Source organism: Streptomyces sp. NPDC028308 (genome assembly GCF_055565855.1).
In genome coordinates this window covers 1-20345 of record NZ_JBVHTO010000012.1, presented here as the reverse complement: position 1 = coordinate 20345, position 20345 = coordinate 1, and the positions used below count along the sequence as shown (strand labels likewise).

The window sequence follows — 20345 nt, the reverse complement described above, 5'->3', positions numbered from 1 at the left end:
ACTTGAGTGCGCGTCTGTCAATGCCGCGCACGCACGACGGCGATGCCGCGCCCCTCGCGAGGGGCGCGGCATCGCCGTCGTGCGTGCGCGGGATCAGGTGAGCTTGGCCGACAGGGTGATCGTCGTGCCGGTGAGGGCCTGGCTGACCGGGCAGTTGACCTTGGCGTCCTCGGCGGCGGCGGCGAAGGCCTGCTCGTCGATCCCCGGCACCGTGCCCTCGACGCTGAGGTGGATGCCGGTGATGCCCTCGCCGGGCTGGAAGGTCACGTCGGCGGAGGTGACCAGCTTGGTCGGCGGCGTGCCGGCCTTGTCGAGGATGTTCGAGAAGGCCATCGAGAAGCAGCTGGAGTGGGCGGCCGCGATCAGCTCCTCCGGGCTGGTCTTGCCGTTCGCCTCCTCGGCGCGCGACGCCCACGACACCGGCTGCTCACCGATGCTGCCGGAGGAGTCGAAGGTGACGACGCCGTTGCCCTTGAACAGGTTGCCTTCCCACACAGTGTGGGCGGAGCGCGTGGTTGCCACGATGAGTCCTTTCGGATGGGGTCCCGTACCCGGGTGTTCGTGACCCCTATCCGATCACACTCCGGCTCAGGTCACGCGAAAGACCGGCCCACGTGAGGTGAACGGCAGGCGTGCGCCCTGGGGAATCAGGTACGCGTGCTCGCGCCGGATCCGCAGCACGTCGCAGTACCCGTCCGTGATCACCAGGACCGGCGCGCCCGGCGGGAAGTCGTCGGCGCGGTGCAGCAGGTCGACGCCGGGCTGGAGCACCGTACCGCCGCGGCCGTGGACCCGGACCCGGCCGGCGATCTCGGTGACCGGGAGGTAACCGGCGTCGTGGGGCGCCGCGTCGCAGAACACGACGCGTGCGGCCGGTACGTCGCGGGCCTCGGCGTACGAGGCGATCGCCCCCAGGGCCTTGCCGAGCAGGGTGCTGTTCATGGAGCCGGAGGTGTCGAGGACGACGCCGAAGGTGCAGCGGGCGACCTCCTCGGGCGGGAAGTAGCGCCCCGCGCGCGGGATGTCGGGGGTGGCGGCCTGGCGGCGGGCGGGGCGGGCGTAGGTGCGGACGGGCTCGGGCCGCGGCACGAACTCGTCGAACCAGCGCGCCAGCCGGGCGTCCCAGGGCAGGGGCGGATGGCTGAGGGTACGGATCTCCTGGACCAGTCCGCCGGGCAGGAAGCCGCGCTCCTGCTGCTGGTGCAGGTCCAGGCCCCGGGCCAGCCCGCGGCGGTAGAACTCGTCGAGGTCGACGACGTCGCGGGGCGGGCCGAGGGGTCCGCCGAGGATGTCCGGCCGGCCCTTCCCGCAGAGCGTGGACCTGCGCCGCATCCGGCGCAGATCGCCCACGATGCGGTCGTACACCTCCTCGGCCGAGAGGCCCCGCAGGTCCGGGTCGTACAGCAGCCCTTCGGGCATCGTGCCGATCTGCATCTCCAGCAGCCAGGCGTTGACCACGTAGTCGCAGGCGACGTTGAACAGGAGCGGGTCGCGCGGGCCGCAGCGGTCGCCGTGGCGCAGCGCGGCGTGCAGCATCTCGTGGGCGAGGACGAACCGCCATTCCTCGTCGTCCAGCCGGAGCAGCGGGTTGACGTAGATCTCGCCCGCCTCGGCGTCGACCGCGGCGACGGAGATGTCGTGCGCGCGGGCGAGTTCGGCGTCGGCGACGAGGGTGATGCCGGCCGCGATCCCGCCGAGCAGCGGGTACGAGGAGACGAACCAGCCGAGCGCCCGCTCCCAGGGCTGGAGCCGGGTGGGGCCGCCGCCCATCGAGTCGCGCCGGCCGCCCGCCAGGTCCATCGCGGTGGCCATGGTCCGGGTCAGGGCGTGCGCGAAGGCGAGCTGCCAGTCCGGCACCTGACCGTTCCAGCTGTTCCACGGCAGCAGGATCTGGTCGGGTGCGCCGCCCGCGGTACCGCAGCGCTCGTAGGCGGGCGGGATGCCGTCGCGGCGCCAGCGGGTGGCGAGTTGCTCCTCGTCGCCGTCCGGGTAGGCGGCCGGCAGGTGCTCGGGGGTGAGCCCGACGGAGAAGGTGAGCAGGAAGCGGTTGACGACGACGCAGCGCGCGGCGAGGTCGAAGCGGTCGGGCTGCTCGCGCTCGCCGGTGGCCGCGGGTACGTGGCCGAAGCCGACGTGGATGAGTCCGTGCGCGATGGCCCAGGCCCACTCGGCGGGTTCGGTGACGGGCGCGCCCCCGTTCGGGCGGCGGGGATCCCGGGGCCGGACGGGGTGGGCGTGGAGCGTGCTGCCGGAGTCGACGCGGACGAGGCCGTCGTGCGGCGCGACGGTGCAGCTCTCCTCGCGGCAGATGCTGACGTCCAGGGCGGCCAGCGCCGGATTGGCCCGCACGAGCCGCAGTCCGGCGGCGAACGCCTCCGCGGCCCGGTCCGGCTTCTTCGGCGCCCGCTTGGCGGCCCGGCTCACCGGCGCGCCTCCACCAGGCGCGGCAGGTCGCGGGCCGCCTCCACCAGGAACCAGGCCGGCAGGACGGGGTTGCCGTCGGCGTCGGAGGCGATGACGTTCTGGGCGACCTCGACGGAGATCTCGGCGAGCTGCACGAGCAGCGACTTCGCGCGGTACGCCGTCTGCCGTCCGTTCGCCGAGAGGTGCTCCTTGCTCGCCGGCAGCTCCTTGACGAGGCGGCCGCGGAAGGACTCGGCGAGGTAGTAGAGCAGGTCGCGGTCCTCGAGGCGGCCCGGCCAGCGGGCGTCGCCGCGGATGACGGCCTCGATACCGAACCGGCTGCGCACGACCTTGACGTAGCCGCAGAAGGCGACGGCGTGGGCGGGGGTGAGTGTGCCGTGGGCGACGACCTTGAGGGTGTCCTCGTCGAGGTCCGGCCCGAAGGAGTGCAGCGCGTCGGAGAGCATGTGCCACGAGCGGGGCGTGGAGAACGGCTCCTCGGTCTTCGGCGGCTTGGACCAGAGGTGGTCGGGCCGGTCGGTGAGGTGGTCCAGGATCCACGGGTGGATGCCGTTGGCGGCGGCCCAGGCGAGCCAGTCCTTCGGCGAGGCCTCCAGGTGCACGTGGGCCAGGCGGTTGACCAGCGCCGAGGCGATCGGGCGGGCCAGCGCGTTGTCGGTGGCGCGGTTGCCCGCGCCGATCACGATCGACCCGGCGGGCAGTTCGTAGGCGCCGATGCGGCGGTCCAGGATCAGCGAGTAGAAGGCCTTCTGCACATCGGGCGTGGCCGCGTTCAGCTCGTCGAGGAACAGGCAGTACGGCTCGTCGCGGGCGATCGCCTCCGGCGGGCAGAACACCGAACGCCCGTCGCGGATCTGCGGGACGCCGATGAGGTCCTCCGGCGCCAGCTGGGTGCCCAGCAGGCTCACGCACTCCAGCCCCAGCGACTCGGCGAACTCCCTGACCAGGGAGGACTTTCCGATGCCGGGGGCGCCCCAGATGAAGACCGGCCGCACGGTCGCGAGGCCCAGCAGCAGTTCGGGTATCCGGGCGGGGGTGACGGTGGCGGCTGCCTGCACGCGGGGCTCCTGGGAGGGGGTCGACGGGGCGCGCAGGTGCGCGGTGTCCGAGACGGCCAGTGTGGGCGGGAACGTCCCCGCACCGCAGCCCATTTTTTTTCCGGCGGCGCCGGTCCCGCTCAGGAGGGCGGCGCGCCGGCGGGTGGCCGCCCCGCCCGCCCGGGGGCGCCCGTCAGGCGGCCCGCCGGTCCTTCCGGCGGGCCGTCAGCGGCACCTGGGGGCCGTCGGACTCGCGCAGCCAGCGCCGCAGCACGTGGTGGACCCGCTCGGCGCCGACGAGTTCGCCGCCGTCCTCGACGGGTGCGGACAGCGCCACCGGCGACATCAGGAAGGGGCGCCCCTGGGCTCCGCCGAGCCCGCCGTGCGAGCCGATCTGCTCCTCGAAGGCGAGGACCTCGCCCTCCTCCGGGTCGTACCAGGAGTTGACCATGAGGTCGGCGGTGTGCGGGAACCCGTGCGTGCGCCGTACGGCGTCGGCGGCGCCGGGCCCGAAGTCGGCCAGCGGGCCCGGGTGTTCGTCGCTCAGCTCGTCCACGGGCACCTCCGCGCCGTGCGCGCCGAGCACGAGCCCGCCGTGCTCCTCGCTGCGGACCAGCACGAAGCCGACGCCGGGGTGGTTGGCGAGGGTGGACAGCAGCGCCGGGTGGCGGCGGTCTATCTCCTCCCGGCTCATCCGGTGCGGCACGTCGGGGAACGAGACCAGACCGAGGTTGCCGGAGGCCAGCACGAGCGGTTCCGCGGGGCGGTGCGAGGGCCGGTACTGCCCGCCCTCCTCGACGGGGCGGCGCAGCGCGGCCCGTACGGCCGACCGGGCCTCGGCGCCGCTGTGGGTGCGCCGCACCCGGCGCGGCACGGGCAGTCCGCAGCCGGCCCGCACGAGATCGCCCAGCGTCAGCCCGTACCGGGTCAGGAAGGTCTCCCCCGGGCTCTGCCCGTGGTCGGACAGCAGCACGATCCGGTACGGCCGCGGGGCGTGCTCGGCGACCTTCGCGATCAGCGCCAGCGAGCGGTCGAGCCGCTCCAGGACCCGTTGGGCGTCCCGGCTACGCGGCCCGGAGTGGTGCGCCACCTCGTCGTACGCCACCAGGTCGGCGTAGACCGCGGCGCGGCCGGCGAGCATGTCGCCGATGACCGCGGCGACCACCACGTCCCGTTCGACGACGGTCGCGAAGGCCCGGATGAACGGGTACAGGCCGCCGCGCTTGACCCGCGGCCGGCACTTGCCGAGGCGGGCCCGGGTGGACTGGCCGATCTCCCGGAAGACCTCGGCGACGAAGGACATGGCGGTCCGCACGGCGTTGGCGGGGTCGCTGAAGTACGCGAAGTAGCCCGCCCGGGAGCGGTTGTCCGGGCCGCGCCGGGCGGCCATGGACAGCACCAGCGCGAGCTGCTCGGCGCCGCCGCTGAAGAGGTTGCCCCGGCTGGCGCCGTCGAAGGCCAGGAGTCCGCCCTCGCCGGTGCGCTCGACCGCGCGGCGCTGGAGTTCGGCGGCGCTGGAGGGGCGGTTGCACACCATCACCTCGCCGCTGTCCTTCTCGTACCACCGGAAGGCGGGCACGTCGTGGTTGGTGCCGTGCAGGATGCCGAGCTGGCTGGCGCCGGTCTGGCTGGACCAGTCGGTGCGCCAGGAGGTGAGCCGGTGGGTGGGCCCGCGGCCGGCCCGGGGCAGGGTTCCGCGCCCGGTGCCGGGGCCCGCGCCGAGCCATTCGGCCACGGTCGGCATCAGTCCCTTGGCGACGGCCTCGCACAGCACGTCGTGGCCGACGCCGTCGAGCTGGAGGAAGACGGTGCCGGGGCTGGAGGGCCCCGCTCCGCCCGTCGCGCGCCGCCGCCGGTCCGCGAGGCGGTAGAGCCTGCGCCGGTACGCGTCGTCGTCCCGGACCGCGAGGGCGGCGCCGGTGGCCGAGGCGACGGCCGACATGACTGCGGCCACCACCACAGCGGTCTCGGGCGCGGCCTCGCCGCGCCCGGAGGGGTTGATGCGCAGGGCGATCAGCAGCAGGGAGCCGTTGAGGAAGAAGACGAGCAGCCCGAGCACGAGGGCGGGCACGAGGAGCAGCGCCCGCACGAGCAGCGGCCAGACCAGCGACGACAGCAGTCCGAAGACCCCGGCGCCGGCGGCCGCGGTGAGGGCGATCCGGGTCGCGCTGTCCCCGGTGTCCGACTGGAGCTGGAAGTCGGGCAGCACTCCGGCGAGGACGAGCATCGTGACCGTGGACGCGGCCCACACGGTGATGCTCCGCCACACCCCGCTCAGCACGCTCCGCCAACGCCCGCCGCCCACGCCCAGCCACCTCACGTCCCGACCCGCCGGAACGCGAGCCCTCACGGCCCGCCCGGTGCGCGGACCGTCTCCCACCCTGTCACAACGCCCGGAAGGGCCCGGATGTCACCCGTGGGACGAGAGCGCGAGCGGCCCGCCGGTGCCGCGGGCGCGGCTCAGCGGCCGTCGTACCCGGCGGTCGGCATCGACAGGCGCCGGTGCACGCGGGCCTTCATCTGGGCGTCGTAGGAGGGTTCGGCGCGGCCGACCGTCTCGACCCGCACCCCGCGCCGCGCGCACTCGGCGGTGAACTCGTCGACGGAGGCGAGCGCGCGCTCCAGGACGCGGCGGCTCGGCGCGACGAACAGGTCGACGAGTCCGGCCTCGACGTCGTCCCACAGGGCGCAGTGGTCGGAGCGCAGTCCGCCGACGAGGAGTTCCCGGGTGACGACGTAGCCCCGCTCCGCGGCCCAGCGGGCGCACATCGCGTGCTGGCTGCGGGAGTCGACGAGGAAGGGATCGGCGTCCAGTTCCTCCAGCGGCGTCAGACTCGCGATCGCCGTGACACGCACCAAGGCGTCTCCCCCCTGCTCGTACGAAGCGGAGAACGTGGGCCGGGGCACGCCGGAGGCGGCGCCTGCTTCTCCCATGCGTCCCCTCACCTCCCGGTTTCGCCGCCGACCCTACTCCTGCCCGTAGGCTCGGGGGGAGTCGCGCGAAGGAGGCAAAGGGAGTGCCGGTGGAGATCACCTGGTGGGGTCACGCCACCTGCACGGTGGAGGACTCGGGGACACGTGTGCTGACGGACCCGCTGTTCGCGCGGAGGCTCGCGCATCTGCGGCGCCGGGGCGGACCCCCGCCGCCCCCGCGGGCGGCGGTCGCGGACGTGGTGCTCGTCTCGCATCTGCACGCCGACCACCTGCACGTTCCCTCGCTGGCACGCCTGGAGCCGGGTACGCGGCTGCTGGTGCCGCGGGGGGCGCCGCGGGCGGTCGGGGGGTTGCGCAGGCTCCGTCATCTGCGGCTGACGGAGGTGGCACCGGGCGAGAGCGTGAAGCTCGGCGAGCTGAACGTGCGGGTGGTGCGCGCGGCGCACGACGGGCGCAGGCTGCCGTTCGGACCGCACCGCGCGCCCGCGCTCGGTTACGTGGTCGAGGGCGAGGCCCGTACGTATTTCGCCGGGGACACCGGGCTGTTCGACTCGATGGCCGAGGAGGTCGGGGAGGTCGACGTGGCGCTGCTGCCGGTCGGCGGCTGGGGGCCGCACCTGGGCGAGGGGCACCTGGACCCGGAGCGCGCCGCCCGGGCGCTGGCCGGTCTGGCGCCGCGCACCGCCGTGCCGGTGCACTACGGCACGTACTGGCCGATCGGGATGGACGCCGTGCGCCCCCATGAATTCCACACGCCGGGCGACGAATTCGTGCGCCGGGCCGCGCGTTGGGCGCCGGGTGTCGCGGTGCACCGGCTGGGACAGGGCGAGAGCATACGTCCGGAGGTCGCCCGGTGATCCTCCGGTCCGCGGTGGTGCTGTCCGCGGCGGGTACGGCAGGGGCGACGATCCCGCCCGAGTCCACTCAGCAGGCGCTCGGGTATCCGTCGCTGTTCCTGCTGGTGCTGATCGGCGCGCTGGTGCCGGTGGTGCCGACGGGGGCGCTGGTCAGCTCGGCGGCGGTGGTGGCCTTCCATCAGACGGCGCCGTTCTCGCTGGCGCTGGTCTTCGGGGTGGCGTCGCTCGCGGCGTTCCTCGGCGACATCTCGCTGTACTGGCTCGGCCGGCGGGGCATGCACTCGAAGAACGGCTCGCGCTGGCTGGCGGCGATCCGCGACCGCGCCCCCGAGGACCGCCTCGCCCAGGCCCAGCGGAAGCTGGACGACCACGGTGTCGCCGTACTGGTCCTGTCCCGGCTGGTCCCCGCCGGGCGCATCCCGGTGATGCTCGCCTGCCTGCTGGCGAAGATGCCGCTGCGCACCTTCGCGCGCGGCGACGTCCCGGCCTGCCTCGCGTGGACCTTCACCTACCAGCTCATCGGCATCCTGGGCGGCTCCCTGTTCGAGGAGCCCTGGGAGGGCGTGGCCGCCGCGGTCGTCCTGACGCTGCTGGTCGGCGCGGCGCCCGGGCTGTGGCGCCGGGTGCGCGGGACCTCGTAGGGCGTCCTCGGGCGTGCCGGGACCGGCGCCCGGCGGGATCGCCTCGGTTCAGTCCAGGACGCGTGAGCCGCCCACCGGCAGGTCCCACAGGTCGTCCCGGTCGAGGCCGGCCTTCTCCCAGGCCGCCCGCACCCGGGTGAGCGGTTCGAGCACGGGCTCCGCGGACAGGACGAACGTGCCCCAGTGCATGGGGGCCATGCGGCGCGCGCCGAGGTCGACGGCGGCCCGCACCGCTTCCTCCGGGTCGCAGTGGACGTCCCTGAGCCACCAGCGGGGCTCATAGGCGCCGATGGGGAGCAGGGCGAGGTCGATGCCGGGGTGGCGCCGGCCGATGCGGGAGAACCAGTGGCCGTAGCCGGTGTCGCCCGCGAAGTACACGCGCTGTCCTTCGCCGGACGTCAGGACCCAGCCGCCCCACAGCGTGCGGCAGGTGTCGATCAGGCTGCGCTTGGACCAGTGGTGGGACGGCACGAAGTCGAAGCGGACACCGCCCAGTTCGGCCGCCTCCCACCAGTCCAGCTCGGTGACCGCGGTGAACCTGCGGCGCCGGAACCAGCGGCCGAGCCCGGCCGGCACGAGGACCGGGGTGTCGCGCGGCAGGCGGCGCAGGGTCGGGGCGTCCAGGTGGTCGTAGTGGTTGTGGCTGATGACCACGGCGTCGATGCGGGGCAGTGCGCTCCACGGCACGCCGACGGGCGTGACGCGGGCCGGGGTGCCGAGGATCCGGCGGGACCAGACCGGGTCGGTGAGCACGGTGAGGCCGCCTATGCGGATCACCCAACTGGCGTGCCCCGCCCAGGAGACGGCGACGGTGCGGGCGTCCACCTCGGGCAGCGGGCCCGGTTCGAAGGGCAGGCGCGGGACGTCGGCGAGGCCGGCGGCGTCGGGCCGCAGGGCGCCCTCGCGGGCGAACCGCGCGAAGGCCCGCAGGCCGGGCAGCGGCGCGGTGAGCCGGTCGGTGAACGACCGTGGCCAGACGCGCTGTTCGCCGAGCGGGCGCGGCTCGGCGGGCGGCGGGAGCGGGGCGGGCGCCTCCCGTGGTTCGTGCAGGACGAGGGAGTCGTGGGGACCCAGTACGGCCGGTGTCCCGGCCGCGGGTGCCGTCGCGGACTCCGGTGCCACCGCGTCCTGTTGTGTCGTCGTGGTCGACTCGGACCGCTGCGTCATCGAGGATGCTCCCATCGCTGAGCGTCGTCGCGTAGTTCGTCGAAGGCCGACCCCAGGTGGGTCAACGCGCGTTGCACGTACGGCAGTTCCAACGGTGTGGGGGACGAGAGGCATTCCTCGCGCTCCGCGTCCGTCGTGCCGAGCAGGGGGGCGGTGGACAGCCGTACCCGCGGCGCCGCCAGGTCGTCGCCGAAGCGGTGGCCGCCCGGCGCCGGGTATCCGAGGCGGGCGGTGAGGAGGTCCTCCAGCTCCTGGGCGTCGCCGACACCCCGGGCGGTGAGCTCGCCGTGCAGCGGGCCGAGGTCCACGTAGAGGTGCCGGCCGGCCCGCGGGGGTCTGGCGAGGGCGCCCGCGGCGACCACGGTGCGGTGCACGGCGTCCGCGACGGCCGCGTGCAGGCGGGCCGAGGCGGTGAGCCGCCCGTCGACGTCACCGGGTTCCTCCAGCGCGTACGCGGCGGCCGCGGCGACCGGGTCGGCCGGGCGGGCGCCGAGCGCGGTGAGCACGTCGAGGACGCGGGCGCGCAGCGTGGAGCCGTACGGGTTCGCCGGGAACCGGGCGACGGCGGCGGGCCAGCCGAGCGGCAGGAAGGGGCCGGAGAGGTCGGTGAGCACGGTGACCTCGTCGGGCAGCATCTCGGCGGGGCTGAGGAACACGGTGTCCAGGGGCCGGTGCAGGGTGTCCCGCCAGGTCTCGTCGCTGACCACGTGCAGGCCCTCGGCGACGGCGGCCTCCACGGTCTCGTGGACGGTCTCGGGGGGTGCGACCGTGGCCGTGGGGTCGTCGGCGACGGACAGCAGGAGCAGTCGCGGGTCGCCGCCCTCGGCGCGGACCCTGCGCACGGTCTCCAGGAGCGCGTACGGGTCGGGGACGCCGCCGCATTCGGCGGGGGTGGCCACGTGGAACGCGTTCCTGCCCAGCAGCCTGGTCTGCGGCGCCCACCAGGCGGCGCAGGGCCGCGGGAGCAGGACGTCGCCGCCGACCGCGGCGGTCAGCGCGAGCAGCAGGGAGGCGGCGCCGGGCGCCGCGGCCACCCGGCCGGCGGTGGCGGGCAGTCCGCGGCGGGACCAGTAGCCGCAGGCGGCGTCGAGCAGTGCCGGGCCGCCGCCCGCGGGTTCGGCGCCGGACCGGCCCGCGGACCGGGCGAGGACCTCGCGGAGTCCGGGCAGCAGGGGCAGCCCCTGGTCGGGGAGGGTCGGGCCGTAGCGAACGGGCCCGTGCCCCTCCGGGTACGTCCGCCCCATCCGTGACCTCCGCGCAGTCCGTGGTGCCGTGTCGCCGCCGTGCCGTCCGTGGCCGGTGGCCGGTCCTGTGCCGTCCCCCGCCCCACAGGCGTCTCCCTACCCCCGGACCAGGCGACCATGGCCGGTCACCGGGTCGCGCGGTCACGGCCTCAGTAGCGGCGGTGCGTCGAGCCTCCGCGGCGCAGCCGGTAGACGGCGGCGCCGACCGCGCCCGCGATGAGGACGCCGCCGGTGATCAGGGCCGGGAGGGAGTCGGTGAAGGCGCCGCCCTGCCCGGCGCGCACGCCGTGCCGGCTGTCGACGCCGGGGTGCTCGCGCGGCTCGTGGGGCGCGGTGCCGTCGTGGGCCGTGCCGTCGCGGGGGGTGTGCCTCTCGCCGGGTACGGGTTCCAGGGCGTCCGGCGCCGCCTCCTGGGGCGCACGGTCCGGGCCGACCGGTTCCGGCGGCACGCCTTCCGGGACGCCGTCCGCGCCCACGCCTTCGGGGACGCCGGCCGGTCCCAGGTCCTCCGGGACGCTGTCCGGGCCGACGGCGTCGGGGCCCACGTCGCCGGGGCTCGTCCCGTCCGCGCCGCCGTCACCGGGCTCCACGGCGTCCGGGACGGTGTCGGCGGGCCCGGCGGCTTCCGGGCCCAGCGCCCGGGAGCCCGCGTCGCCCGGCTCCGTGCCGTCCGGTGCCAGGACACGCCCGTCACCGCCCGCGGTGCCGTCGGCCCCGGCCTGGCCCGCACCGCCGTCCTCGTAGGTTTCCGGGTCCACGCTGCGCGGGCCGAGGGGGCCGAGGGCCCGGGCGGTGTGCGCGGGCACGTGCGCGCCGGTCCCGTCGCGGAACGCGGAGGCGCTGACCGTGCCGCCGGGGCCGACGGCGCGGGAGCCGGCCTCCGCGGCCCGGTCCGCGAACGCGGCCGAGGCGGTCGCGCCCAGGGCGGCACTGGCCAGGGCGGTGGCGGACAGGACACGAGCGGTACGGCGCATGGGATGGGCTCCTTCGGCCGGCTCTGCGGTGAGGGCACGGCCGTCGTGCCCCCAGAGCCCATCACAGCCCCGGCGGCGGCCGGGCGCGCGCCGCCGGGCACCATTCGCGCTACCCGGGCCGCCGGACGGGGGACCCGGGAGCCCGCGGGGGCGCGAAACGGTGGCCACGGAAACGGCCCCCGGGCGAGGGGGGCGACATGCGAGGGGGCCGGGCGCTCCCGCGCGTCCGGCCCCCTCGCGATGCTGTGCCGGTTCACCCGGCGGAACGCCTACGCGGCGTCGCGCATCACCTGGTCGCGGAGCCTGCTGCAGCAGCGGCTGATCAGGCGCGAGACGTGCATCTGGGAGATGCCCAGTTCGTCGGCGATGCGGCTCTGCGTCATGTCGTTGAAGAACCGCATGTAGAGGATGGCGCGCTCCCGCTCCGGGAGCGCCTGGAGCCGGGGCTTGACGGCCTCGCGGTCGATGACCGTGTCCAGCGCCGGGTCGGCCGAGCCGAGGGCGTCGCTGAGCGAGTAGCCGTCCTCGCTGCCCGGCAGCTCGGCGTCGAGGGAGAGCGCGGTGAAGCTCTCCAGGGCCTCCAGGCCGGTCAGCACGTCCTCCTCGCTCATCCGGGCGTGCTCGGCGATCTCCGCGACGGTGGGCCTGCGGCCGGTGATCGTCTGCGACAGGTCCTGGCTGGCGAAGCGCACGCGGTTGCGCAGGTCCTGGACGCGCCGCGGTACGTGCAGGGTCCACATGTGGTCGCGGAAGTGGCGCTTGATCTCGCCGGTGATGGTCGGCACCGCGTAGCTCTCGAAGGCGTTGCCGAGCTCGGGGTCGTACCGGTCGACGGCCTTGACGAGCCCGAGCGCCGCGACCTGCCGCAGATCCTCGTAGCTCTCGCCGCGGCTGCGGAAGCGTCCCGCGAGACGTTCGGCCATGGGCAGCCAGGCCTCCACGATCCGGTCCCGGAGTGCGTCTCGCTCGGGGCCCGCGGGCAGCTCGGCGAGCCTGCGGAACGCCTCAGCCGTGTCGGGGGCGTCGTCGTGCGGGTGGTGCTTCACGCTCGCTTGGGTTCGCATGGTGCCTGCAACTCCCTTGGGGGGTGCCTTAGATGGACAGTCACCGTGGGAGCGCGCCCGCGCGCCGGACGGGTACACCCGGGGCGCGGTTCCACCGCTCCCACGGACGTGCCTCCTGTCCGAAGCACTCTCACGCGCCTGCCCCGAGTCATGCGTGGCAAACACCCGAGGTTTTCCGGCGTCTGGGGTGGTGACTCGGAAGGTGTTGTGTCCGTCCCCCCTGCCTCCAGGAGGTTCCGTCATGAGCACCAAGGTCGCCGATCACGTCCTGCAGCGCCTGCGTGAATGGGGCGTGGAGCAGGTCTTCGGCTATCCGGGGGACGGCATCAACGGTCTGCTGGCCGCCTGGGGCAGGGCCGAGGACCGGCCACGCTTCGTGCAGTCGCGGCACGAGGAGATGTCCGCGTTCCAGGCGGTGGGATACGCCAAGTTCAGCGGCCGTCTGGGTGTCTGCGCGGCCACCTCGGGGCCGGGCGCCATCCATCTGCTGAACGGGCTGTACGACGCCAAGCTCGACCACGTCCCGGTGCTGGCGATCGTCGGCCAGACGCACCGCACCGCGATGGGCGGCTCGTACCAGCAGGAGGTCGACCTCCACACGCTGTTCAAGGACGTCGCGTCCGACTTCGTGGAGACGGTGAACGTCCCCGAGCAGCTGCCGAACGTCCTGGACCGCGCGATCCGCACCGCGTACGCGCGCCGGGCCCCGACCGCCGTGATCATCCCCGGTGACGTGCAGGAGCTGGACTACGAGCCGCCCACGCACGAGTTCAAGATGGTCCCCTCCAGTCTCGACCTGGGCTCCTGGACGACGACTCCCTCGCAGGAGTCCCTGGAACGCGCCGCCGAGGTCCTCAACTCCGGTGAGCGGACGGCGATCCTGATCGGGCAGGGCGCTGCGGGCGCGCGGGCGGAGGTGCGGCGGACCGCGGAGCTGCTCGGCGCGGGCGTCGCCAAGGCGCTGCTCGGCAAGGACGCCCTGAGCGACGAACTCCCCTACGTCACCGGGTCGATCGGCCTGCTCGGCACGCGTCCCTCGTACGAGCTGATGCGCGACTGCGACACCCTGCTCACCATCGGCTCGTCCTTCCCGTACTCGCAGTTCCTGCCGGAGTTCGGCAAGGCGCGGGCGGTGCAGATCGACCTGGACCCGCACATGATCGGGATGCGTTATCCGTACGAGGTGAACCTGGTCGGGGACGCGAAGGCGACGCTTCAGCGGCTCATCCCGCTGCTCGACGGGGACCGCGGGCGGGAGTGGTACGACACGGTCTGCGCGAACGTCACGCGCTGGCACGAGGTGATGAGGCGGCGGGCGGAGGTCTCGGCGGACCCGATCAACCCGGAGTACGTCGCCCGGGCGCTGGACCCGCTGCTGCCCGACGACGCGATCGTCACGTCCGACTCCGGTTCGACGTCGAACTGGTACGCCCGGCACCTCACCCTGCGGGACGGCATGCGGTCGTCCCTCTCCGGCACGCTGGCGACGATGGGCTGCGCGGTGCCGTACGCGATCGGCGCGAAGTTCGCCCACCCCGACCGGCCCGTGATCGCGCTCGCCGGGGACGGGGCGATGCAGATGAACGGGCTCGCGGAGATGATCACCGCGGCGAAGTACCGGGACCGCTGGGAGGACCCGCGGCTGGTCGTGGGCGTCTGGAACAACCGGGACCTGAACCAGGTGACCTGGGAGCTGCGGGCGATGGGCGGCGCCCCCTCGTTCCTGCCCTCGCAGGAGCTGCCCGACGTGCAGTACGCCGCCTTCGCGCGCTCCCTGGGGCTGACCGGCATCCGGGTCGAGAAGCCGGAGGAGGTGGAGGACGCCTGGCGCGCCGGGCTGGCGGCCGACGGCCCCGCGGTGATCGAGTTCCTGACCGATCCGGCGGTCCCACCGGTGCCGCCGCACGCCACCTGGGAGCAGATGGAGGCCACCGCGGCGTCGATCCTCAAGGGCGACGCCGACCGCGGCTCGGTGGTCCGCCAGGGGCTGAAGGCCAAGGTCCAGGAGTTCCTGCCGGGCCGCGACAAGCGCGGGAAGTGAGGTCCGGGCGGACGTGTCGACCCCGGGTGCTCGGGTACGCGTCGACCACTCCCGAACCTCTGGAGGGAAACATGCAGCGAGGCAGTGACCGGCTGAGCGTCCACCGGGACGAGGAGATGAAGCACGAGCTTCAGGGACTGCTCCGGTCCGGGCATCCGACCCGGGCCGAGGAGTGGCACGACCCGGAGCCCACGGCCGACGACGATCCGGTGATCGCGGGCGGTCCCGTGGTACCGGGTCGGGGGGCCGCCTCCCTGGAGACGGTGCGTCTGGAGATGGCCCGGATCCTGGGCCGGACCTCGTTCCCGGCGGGCCCGCGCGAGCTGGGCGGCGTACTGCGGGAGAAGCACGCGCCGGACGCTCTCGTGGAGGCCGTGGAGCGGCTGCCGCGCGAGGCGCACTACGGCACGGCCGGGGAACTGGCCGAGGCGGTCGTGCGCACCGGGCCGTCCTGAGGCCCGGAGTACGGCGAGGAGACACCGTGCCGCCCGAGGGCGGCGGACGACCGGCGGGCGGGCCGCGGACGCGGCCCGCCGGACGCCGGGAAAGGAGAAGGGACACCATGCGCATCGCGTTCCTGGTGGCGCCGGAGGGCGTCGAGCAGATCGAGCTGACCGATCCCTGGCAGGCGGTGACCGACGCGGGCCACGAGCCCGTCCTCGTGTCGACGCAGCCCGGGGAGATCCAGGCCTTCAACCACCTCGACAAGGCGGACACCTTTCCCGTGGACCAGGTGGTCACGGACGTGTCGGCCGACTCCTTCGACGGACTGGTCCTTCCGGGTGGCGTCGCGAACCCGGACTTCCTGCGGACCGAGGAGAAGGCGGTGTCTTTCGTCCGCGACTTCTTCGAGTCGGGGCGTCCGGTCGCCGCGATCTGCCACGCGCCGTGGACGCTCGTGGAGGCGGACGTCGTCTCCGGCCGGGTCCTCACCTCGTGGCCCAGCCTGCGCACGGACATCACCAACGCCGGCGGCACCTGGGTGGACGAGCAGGTGAAGGTCTGCGACCACGGGCCGAACACCCTCGTCACCAGCCGCAAGCCGGACGACCTCAAGGCGTTCGACGAGGCCCTCCTCGCCGAGTTCGCGAAGGGTCGCCGGAGCGGCTGACGCCCGCGGCGGCGACGAGCGAGTCCGTGCCCGGGTCCCCGTGGGGCCCGGGCACGGCCGTGTCAGCGCTCGCGAGCGCCCTCGCGGGTGCGGCCCGCCACGATCGGGCGGCGCGGGTGGCGGCGCAGGTACTCGCCCTCCAGCTGCGCCATGCGCTCGTTGTGGATCCGCAGCGCGTCGTTGGACCCGTGCAGCAGCGTGTCGTGGCGGGTGCGGTGGATCGTCTCCAGCTCCCGCATCAGCTGCTGGTCGTCCAGCCGGTCCGGGTCGACTCCGGTCATCGCGGTACCCCGATCGTCGTGGTCCTCTGCGGTCCGGGTACCCACCCGGCACGCGATAGCCCGGGGCCTCCCGGAGAAGGCCGTGGCATCGCTGTCTCCACTCTACGAACATCCGGCGCGCCGGGCCTGCGCACCCGCGGGCGGCCCCCTCCCCGCGCGGGGAGGGGCGGCCTGCCTACCGGGCCCGCTCCACCCGGCGCTCGTCCCACACGGGCTCGGTCGTCTCGCGCACCCGGCCGTCCGACCCGAAGACCAGGTAGCGGTCGAAGGAGCGGGCGAACCAGCGGTCGTGGGTGACCGACAGGACCGTCCCCTCGTACGCCTCCAGCCCCTCCTGGAGGGCCTCCGCCGACTCCAGGTCGAGGTTGTCGGTGGGCTCGTCCAGGAGCAGCGCCGTGGAGCCCTCCAGCTCCAGCAGCAGGATCTGGAACCGGGCCTGCTGGCCGCCGGACAGCTTCTCGAAGCGCTGCTCGGCCTGCGCGGTCAGCTCGTAGCGGCGCAGCCTGGACATGGCCGCGCCGCGGTCCTGCGCGTGCTCGGTCCACAGGATGTCGAGCAGCGTGCGCCCCTCCAGCTCGGGGTGGGCGTGCGTCTGCGCGAAGTGGCCCGGCACGACGCGGGCGCCGAGCTTGAACTCCCCCGTGTGCGCCACGTCGCCGCCGGCGAGCAGCCGCAGGAAGTGCGACTTGCCCGAGCCGTTGGAACCCAGCACGGCGACCCGTTCCCCGTAGAAGACCTCCAGGTCGAAGGGTTTCATCAGGCCGGTGAGTTCGAGGCCCTTGCAGGTGACGGCCCGGACGCCGGTACGGCCGCCGTGCAGCCGCATCCTGATGTCCTGCTCGCGGGGCGGCTCGGGCGGCGGACCGGCCTCCTCGAACTTCCGCAGCCGGGTCTGCGCCGCCGCGTACCGGGACGCCAGCTCATGGCTGATGGAGGCCGCCTGACGCAGGTTCAGCACCAGCTTCTTCAGCTGGGCGTGCTTCTCGTCCCAGCGGCGCCGCAGTTCCTCGAAGCGGGCGAAACGCTCGCGCCGCGCCTCGTGGTACGTGGCGAAACCACCGCCGTGCACCCAGGCGTCCGCGCCGGTCGGGCTGGGCTCGACGCTCACGATCTTCTCGGCGGCACGGGCGAGCAGCTCGCGGTCGTGGGAGACGAACAGGACGGTCTTGCGGGTCTCCTTGAGCCGCTCCTCCAGCCAGCGCTTGCCGGGGACGTCGAGGTAGTTGTCCGGCTCGTCGAGCAGCAGCACCTCGTCGCCGCCGCGCAGCAGCGCCTCCAGCACCAGCCGCTTCTGCTCGCCTCCGGACAGCGTCCGCACCTGGCGCCACTGCGCCTTCTCGTACGGCACGCCGAGCGCCGCCATGGTGCACATGTCCCAGAGCGTCTCGGACTCGTACCCCCGCACCTCGGCCCAGTCGGAGAGCGCCTGCGCGTACTTGAGCTGGGCTGCCTCGTCGTCGACGGTCATGATCCCGTGCTCGGCGACGTCGACCGCCCGCGCGGCCTCGCGGATCCGTGGGGGCGCCACCGACACCAGCAGCTCGCGCACGGTCGTCTCGTCCCGTACGGAGCCGACGAACTGGCGCATCACACCGAGGCCGCCGCCCACGGTGACCGTGCCGCCGTGCGGTTTGAGCTCTCCGGAGATCAGGCGGAGCAGGGTGGTCTTCCCGGCGCCGTTCGGGCCGACGAGGGCCACGACGGACCCTTCTCCCACCCGGAACGACACGTCGCCGAGCAACGCCCTCCCGTCGGGGAGGTAGTACTCAAGATGCGCGGCTTCGAGGTGTCCCATGGTCAGGCATTGTCCGGGGCGGCGCCCTCGCCGGGCAAACGCATATCCGCAGGCCCCCGACGTGGCCTGCGTCACCCCGGCCCGCGCTAGCCCCCGGTGCGGCAGGAATCCCGCGCCCTTGGGTACCCGAACCCCCATGACTGCGACCCCAGACGTCGACCTCACCGTCCGCCCGCCGGGCCATCACGTGCTCCGGGACCGGCTCCTGGCCGCCGACTGCCGGCTCTTCGAAGCGGTCGCGGCGCGGCACTGGCCGGGCGGCGACCGCGTGCTGCCGAGGCTGACCCGGAGCGCGAACCACGGCGTGCTCTGGTTCGCCACGGCGGCGGCGCTCGCCGCGAGCCGCAGCCCCCGGGCCCGTCGTGCCGCCGCCCGCGGTCTCGCCTCGCTCACCCTGGCGTCCGCCACGATCAACACCCTCGGCAAGCGCTCGGTGCGCCGCGCCCGGCCGGCACTGGACCCCGTGCCGCTGGTCCGGCAGCTGAAGCGGCAGCCGATCACGACCTCGTTCCCGTCCGGGCACTCGGCGTCCGCCGCGGCCTTCGCGACGGGGGTGGCCATGGAGTCCGGCGGCCTGGGTGCCGCGGTGGCTCCAGTGGCCGCGGCGGTGGCCTTCTCCCGCGTCTACACGGGCGTCCACTTCCCGAGTGACGTGCTCGTGGGCGCGGCGCTCGGGGCGGGCGCCGCGTACGCGGTGCGCGGACTCGTCCCGACCGGGGACCGGGACGGGCTGCCGCCGCCCGGCCGGACGGCCGCGGAGGCCCCCGCCCTGCCCGAGGGCGAGGGCCTGGTCATGGTGGCCAACAAGGGTGCCGGTACCGCGGGCCGGGCCCGCGCGCTGCTGGAGACCCTGCCGGGGGCGGAGCTCGTGGAGTGCGAACCCGCCGACGTGCGCGCCGAGTTGGAGAAGGCGGCGACGCACGCCCGGGTCCTCGGCGTGTGCGGCGGCGACGGCACGGTGAACGCGGCGGCGGAGGTGGCGCTGCGGCACGGCCTGCCGCTCGCGGTGCTGCCCGGCGGCACGCTGAACCACTTCGCGTACGACCTCGGTGTCGAGGACGCGCGGGGGCTTGCCCGTGCCCTGCGGCGGGGCGAGGCCGTCCGGGTGGACGTCGGGCTGTTCTCCTCGGACGCCGCCGAGGGGTGCTTCCTGAACACGTGCAGCCTGGGTGTCTATCCCGAGCTGGTGCGCGAGCGGGAGCGCTGGTCCCGGGCGGTCGGCGGCTGGCCCGCCGGGGTGATCGGGGCGCTGCGCGTGCTGCGTGCCGACCGCCGTCCGCTGCGGACCGGGTTCGAGGGCCGTGAGCACCCGCTGTGGCTGCTGTTCGCGGGCAACGGCACGTACCACCGGGTGGGTCTGGCGCCCGCCCGGCGCTTCGATCTCGCGGACGGCCGGCTGGACGTACGGGTGGTGCACGGCGGCCGGCGGCCCGCGGTGCGCCTGCTCGCGGCGGCCCTCGCGGGACCGCTGACCCGCTCCCCCGCGCACGCCGCGGTGCGGGTGGACCGGCTGCGGGTGGACGGCCTCCCGCCCGGCACCCCGCTGGCATACGACGGGGAGGTCACGGAGGCCGCGGGCGAGCTGACCCTCGGCAAGGCCCGAGAGGCCCTGACGGTCTACCGCCCGGCCGACCGGGACTGACACTATGTCAGACCGCATGGTGAGATACGGATCTCACCATGCGGCCAAGGCGCGTACCGTGGCGCACATCGCCCCGCGGAGCAGCGGCTCCGCGGGCCCGTACGCCGCGAAGGGGAACGGTCATGCCGAAGTCGCAGGAGAGCGCCGTCTACACGCACGGCCACCACGAGTCCGTACTGCGCTCGCACACCTGGCGCACCGCCGCCAACTCGGCCGGCTACCTCCTCGGCTCCCTGAAGCCGCACATGCGCATCCTGGACATCGGCTGCGGCCCCGGCACGATCACCGCCGACCTGGCGGCGCTGGTGCCCGAGGGCCGGGTCACGGGCGTGGACCGCGCGCCGGACGTCCTGGAGCAGGCGCGGGCCACGGCGGCGGAGCGGGGGCTGCCGAACGTCGACTTCGCGGTCGCCGACGTGCACGCGCTGGACTACCCCGACGACACGTTCTGCGTGGTGCACGCGCACCAGGTCCTCCAGCACGTCGGGGACCCGGTGGCCGCGCTGCGGGAGATGGTCCGGGTCACCAGGCCGGGCGGGCTCGTCGCGGTCCGGGACTCCGACTACTCGGCGATGACCTGGTATCCGCGCTCCCCCGGCATGAGCGACTGGCTGGAGCTGTATCTGCGGGTGGCGCGCGCCAACGGCGGTGAGCCGGACGCGGGCCGCCGTCTCAAGTCCTGGGCGCTGCGAGCCGGGCTGGACGACATCACGGCTACGTCGAGCACCTGGACCTTCGCCACGGACGCCGAACGGCAGTGGTGGAGCGGGCTGTGGGCCGACCGCACCCTCGCCTCGGCCTACGCGGACCGCGCCGTCGAGGGCGGTCACGCGACCGGGGAGGAACTGCGGGTGGTGTCGGAGGCGTGGCGCGCGTGGGGCGAGGCAGAGGACGGCTGGTTCGCCGTGCTGCACGGCGAGATCCTGTGCCGCAAGAACGCCTGACGCGCGGGGCGGGGTCCGGCCGTGACAGGCACGGGACCACTGGGGCATGCGTTCGGATCAGGCCGGGGGGGGGGGGGGGGGGGGGGGGGGGGGGGGGGGCGGGGGGGGGGGGGGGGGGGGGGGGGGGGGGTGGGGGGGGTTGTCCGTGAGTTTTTGCTTGGGGCGGGGTTTTTTTTGTTGTTGTGGGCG

The 20345-nt window shown here is 74.5% G+C and carries 18 protein-coding genes; 7 read left to right on the top strand and 11 right to left on the bottom strand.

The features are described from left to right. Positions 1-93: 93 nt before the first annotated feature. The 5 genes from ACZ4VA_RS27180 to ACZ4VA_RS27160 form a co-directional block, all read right to left on the bottom strand. A complete protein-coding gene (locus ACZ4VA_RS27180; protein WP_355794099.1) occupies positions 94-522 on the bottom strand; it encodes an OsmC family peroxiredoxin in 429 nt (142 codons plus the stop codon). 66 nt (positions 523-588) lie between these two features. Next, a complete protein-coding gene (locus tag ACZ4VA_RS27175; RefSeq protein WP_468082789.1) occupies positions 589-2424 on the bottom strand; it encodes a vWA domain-containing protein in 1836 nt (611 codons plus the stop codon). After that, complete coding sequence (locus tag ACZ4VA_RS27170) at positions 2421-3482, bottom strand: ATP-binding protein (protein WP_355794415.1); 1062 nt, start codon at positions 3480-3482, stop codon at positions 2421-2423. The genes ACZ4VA_RS27175 and ACZ4VA_RS27170 overlap by 4 nt, the downstream gene beginning before the upstream one ends. 172 nt (positions 3483-3654) lie before the next feature. Beyond that, positions 3655-5766 carry a phage holin family protein gene (locus ACZ4VA_RS27165; RefSeq protein WP_356174968.1) on the bottom strand — a complete coding sequence of 704 codons (2112 nt, stop codon included), beginning with the start codon at positions 5764-5766 and terminating at the stop codon, positions 3655-3657. Between the two features lie 155 nt (positions 5767-5921). After that, positions 5922-6395: a hypothetical protein gene (locus ACZ4VA_RS27160; protein WP_356174965.1), complete on the bottom strand. Its 474-nt coding sequence runs from the start codon at positions 6393-6395 to the stop codon at positions 5922-5924. A gap of 83 nt (positions 6396-6478) precedes the next feature. Between ACZ4VA_RS27160 and ACZ4VA_RS27155 the strand changes: the two genes are divergently transcribed. Both ACZ4VA_RS27155 and ACZ4VA_RS27150 read left to right on the top strand, forming a co-directional pair. Next, complete coding sequence (locus ACZ4VA_RS27155; protein WP_356174962.1) at positions 6479-7252, top strand: MBL fold metallo-hydrolase; 774 nt, start codon at positions 6479-6481, stop codon at positions 7250-7252. Beyond that, positions 7252-7893: a DedA family protein gene (locus tag ACZ4VA_RS27150; RefSeq protein WP_388903383.1), complete on the top strand. Its 642-nt coding sequence runs from the start codon at positions 7252-7254 to the stop codon at positions 7891-7893. Before ACZ4VA_RS27155 ends, ACZ4VA_RS27150 begins: the two co-directional genes overlap by 1 nt. A gap of 48 nt (positions 7894-7941) precedes the next feature. Here ACZ4VA_RS27150 and ACZ4VA_RS27145 read toward each other — a convergent pair whose 3' ends face one another. The 4 genes from ACZ4VA_RS27145 to ACZ4VA_RS27130 form a co-directional block, all read right to left on the bottom strand. Next, positions 7942-9060, bottom strand: a complete 1119-nt coding sequence (locus tag ACZ4VA_RS27145) for an MBL fold metallo-hydrolase (protein ID WP_356174958.1) — start codon at positions 9058-9060, stop codon at positions 7942-7944. Further along, on the bottom strand, positions 9057-10304 hold the full coding sequence (locus ACZ4VA_RS27140; protein WP_356237851.1) for an aminotransferase class I/II-fold pyridoxal phosphate-dependent enzyme: 1248 nt from the start codon (positions 10302-10304) through the stop codon (positions 9057-9059). The genes ACZ4VA_RS27145 and ACZ4VA_RS27140 overlap by 4 nt, the downstream gene beginning before the upstream one ends. Positions 10305-10453: 149 nt before the next feature. After that, complete coding sequence (locus ACZ4VA_RS27135) at positions 10454-11278, bottom strand: hypothetical protein (RefSeq protein WP_468082785.1); 825 nt, start codon at positions 11276-11278, stop codon at positions 10454-10456. Between the two features lie 269 nt (positions 11279-11547). Further along, positions 11548-12342 (bottom strand): RNA polymerase sigma factor SigF, encoded by a 795-nt coding sequence (locus tag ACZ4VA_RS27130; protein ID WP_355793803.1) that lies wholly within the window; start codon positions 12340-12342, stop codon positions 11548-11550. Between the two features lie 241 nt (positions 12343-12583). Between ACZ4VA_RS27130 and ACZ4VA_RS27125 the strand changes: the two genes are divergently transcribed. From ACZ4VA_RS27125 to ACZ4VA_RS27115, 3 genes are all read left to right on the top strand, one after another. Further along, entirely contained in the window at positions 12584-14383 is a 1800-nt protein-coding gene (locus ACZ4VA_RS27125; protein ID WP_356174946.1) for a thiamine pyrophosphate-requiring protein, read from the top strand. A 71-nt stretch (positions 14384-14454) separates the two neighbouring features. Next, complete coding sequence (locus ACZ4VA_RS27120; protein WP_356174943.1) at positions 14455-14838, top strand: DUF2795 domain-containing protein; 384 nt, start codon at positions 14455-14457, stop codon at positions 14836-14838. 107 nt (positions 14839-14945) lie between these two features. Continuing rightward, positions 14946-15494 carry a type 1 glutamine amidotransferase domain-containing protein gene (locus ACZ4VA_RS27115; protein WP_356174940.1) on the top strand — a complete coding sequence of 183 codons (549 nt, stop codon included), beginning with the start codon at positions 14946-14948 and terminating at the stop codon, positions 15492-15494. Between the two features lie 62 nt (positions 15495-15556). Here ACZ4VA_RS27115 and ACZ4VA_RS27110 read toward each other — a convergent pair whose 3' ends face one another. Next, positions 15557-15775, bottom strand: coding sequence for a DUF6158 family protein (locus tag ACZ4VA_RS27110; protein WP_356174937.1), 219 nt, complete (start codon positions 15773-15775; stop codon positions 15557-15559). Between the two features lie 175 nt (positions 15776-15950). Beyond that, complete coding sequence (locus ACZ4VA_RS27105; protein WP_356174934.1) at positions 15951-17570, bottom strand: ATP-binding cassette domain-containing protein; 1620 nt, start codon at positions 17568-17570, stop codon at positions 15951-15953. Positions 17571-17706: 136 nt separating this feature from the next. Here ACZ4VA_RS27105 and ACZ4VA_RS27100 point away from each other — a divergent pair, with 136 nt between their 5' ends. Then, on the top strand, positions 17707-19212 hold the full coding sequence (locus ACZ4VA_RS27100; RefSeq protein ID WP_356174931.1) for a bifunctional phosphatase PAP2/diacylglycerol kinase family protein: 1506 nt from the start codon (positions 17707-17709) through the stop codon (positions 19210-19212). Positions 19213-19334: 122 nt separating this feature from the next. After that, on the top strand, positions 19335-20156 hold the full coding sequence (locus ACZ4VA_RS27095) for a class I SAM-dependent methyltransferase (RefSeq protein ID WP_356174928.1): 822 nt from the start codon (positions 19335-19337) through the stop codon (positions 20154-20156). Positions 20157-20345 lie beyond the last annotated feature (189 nt).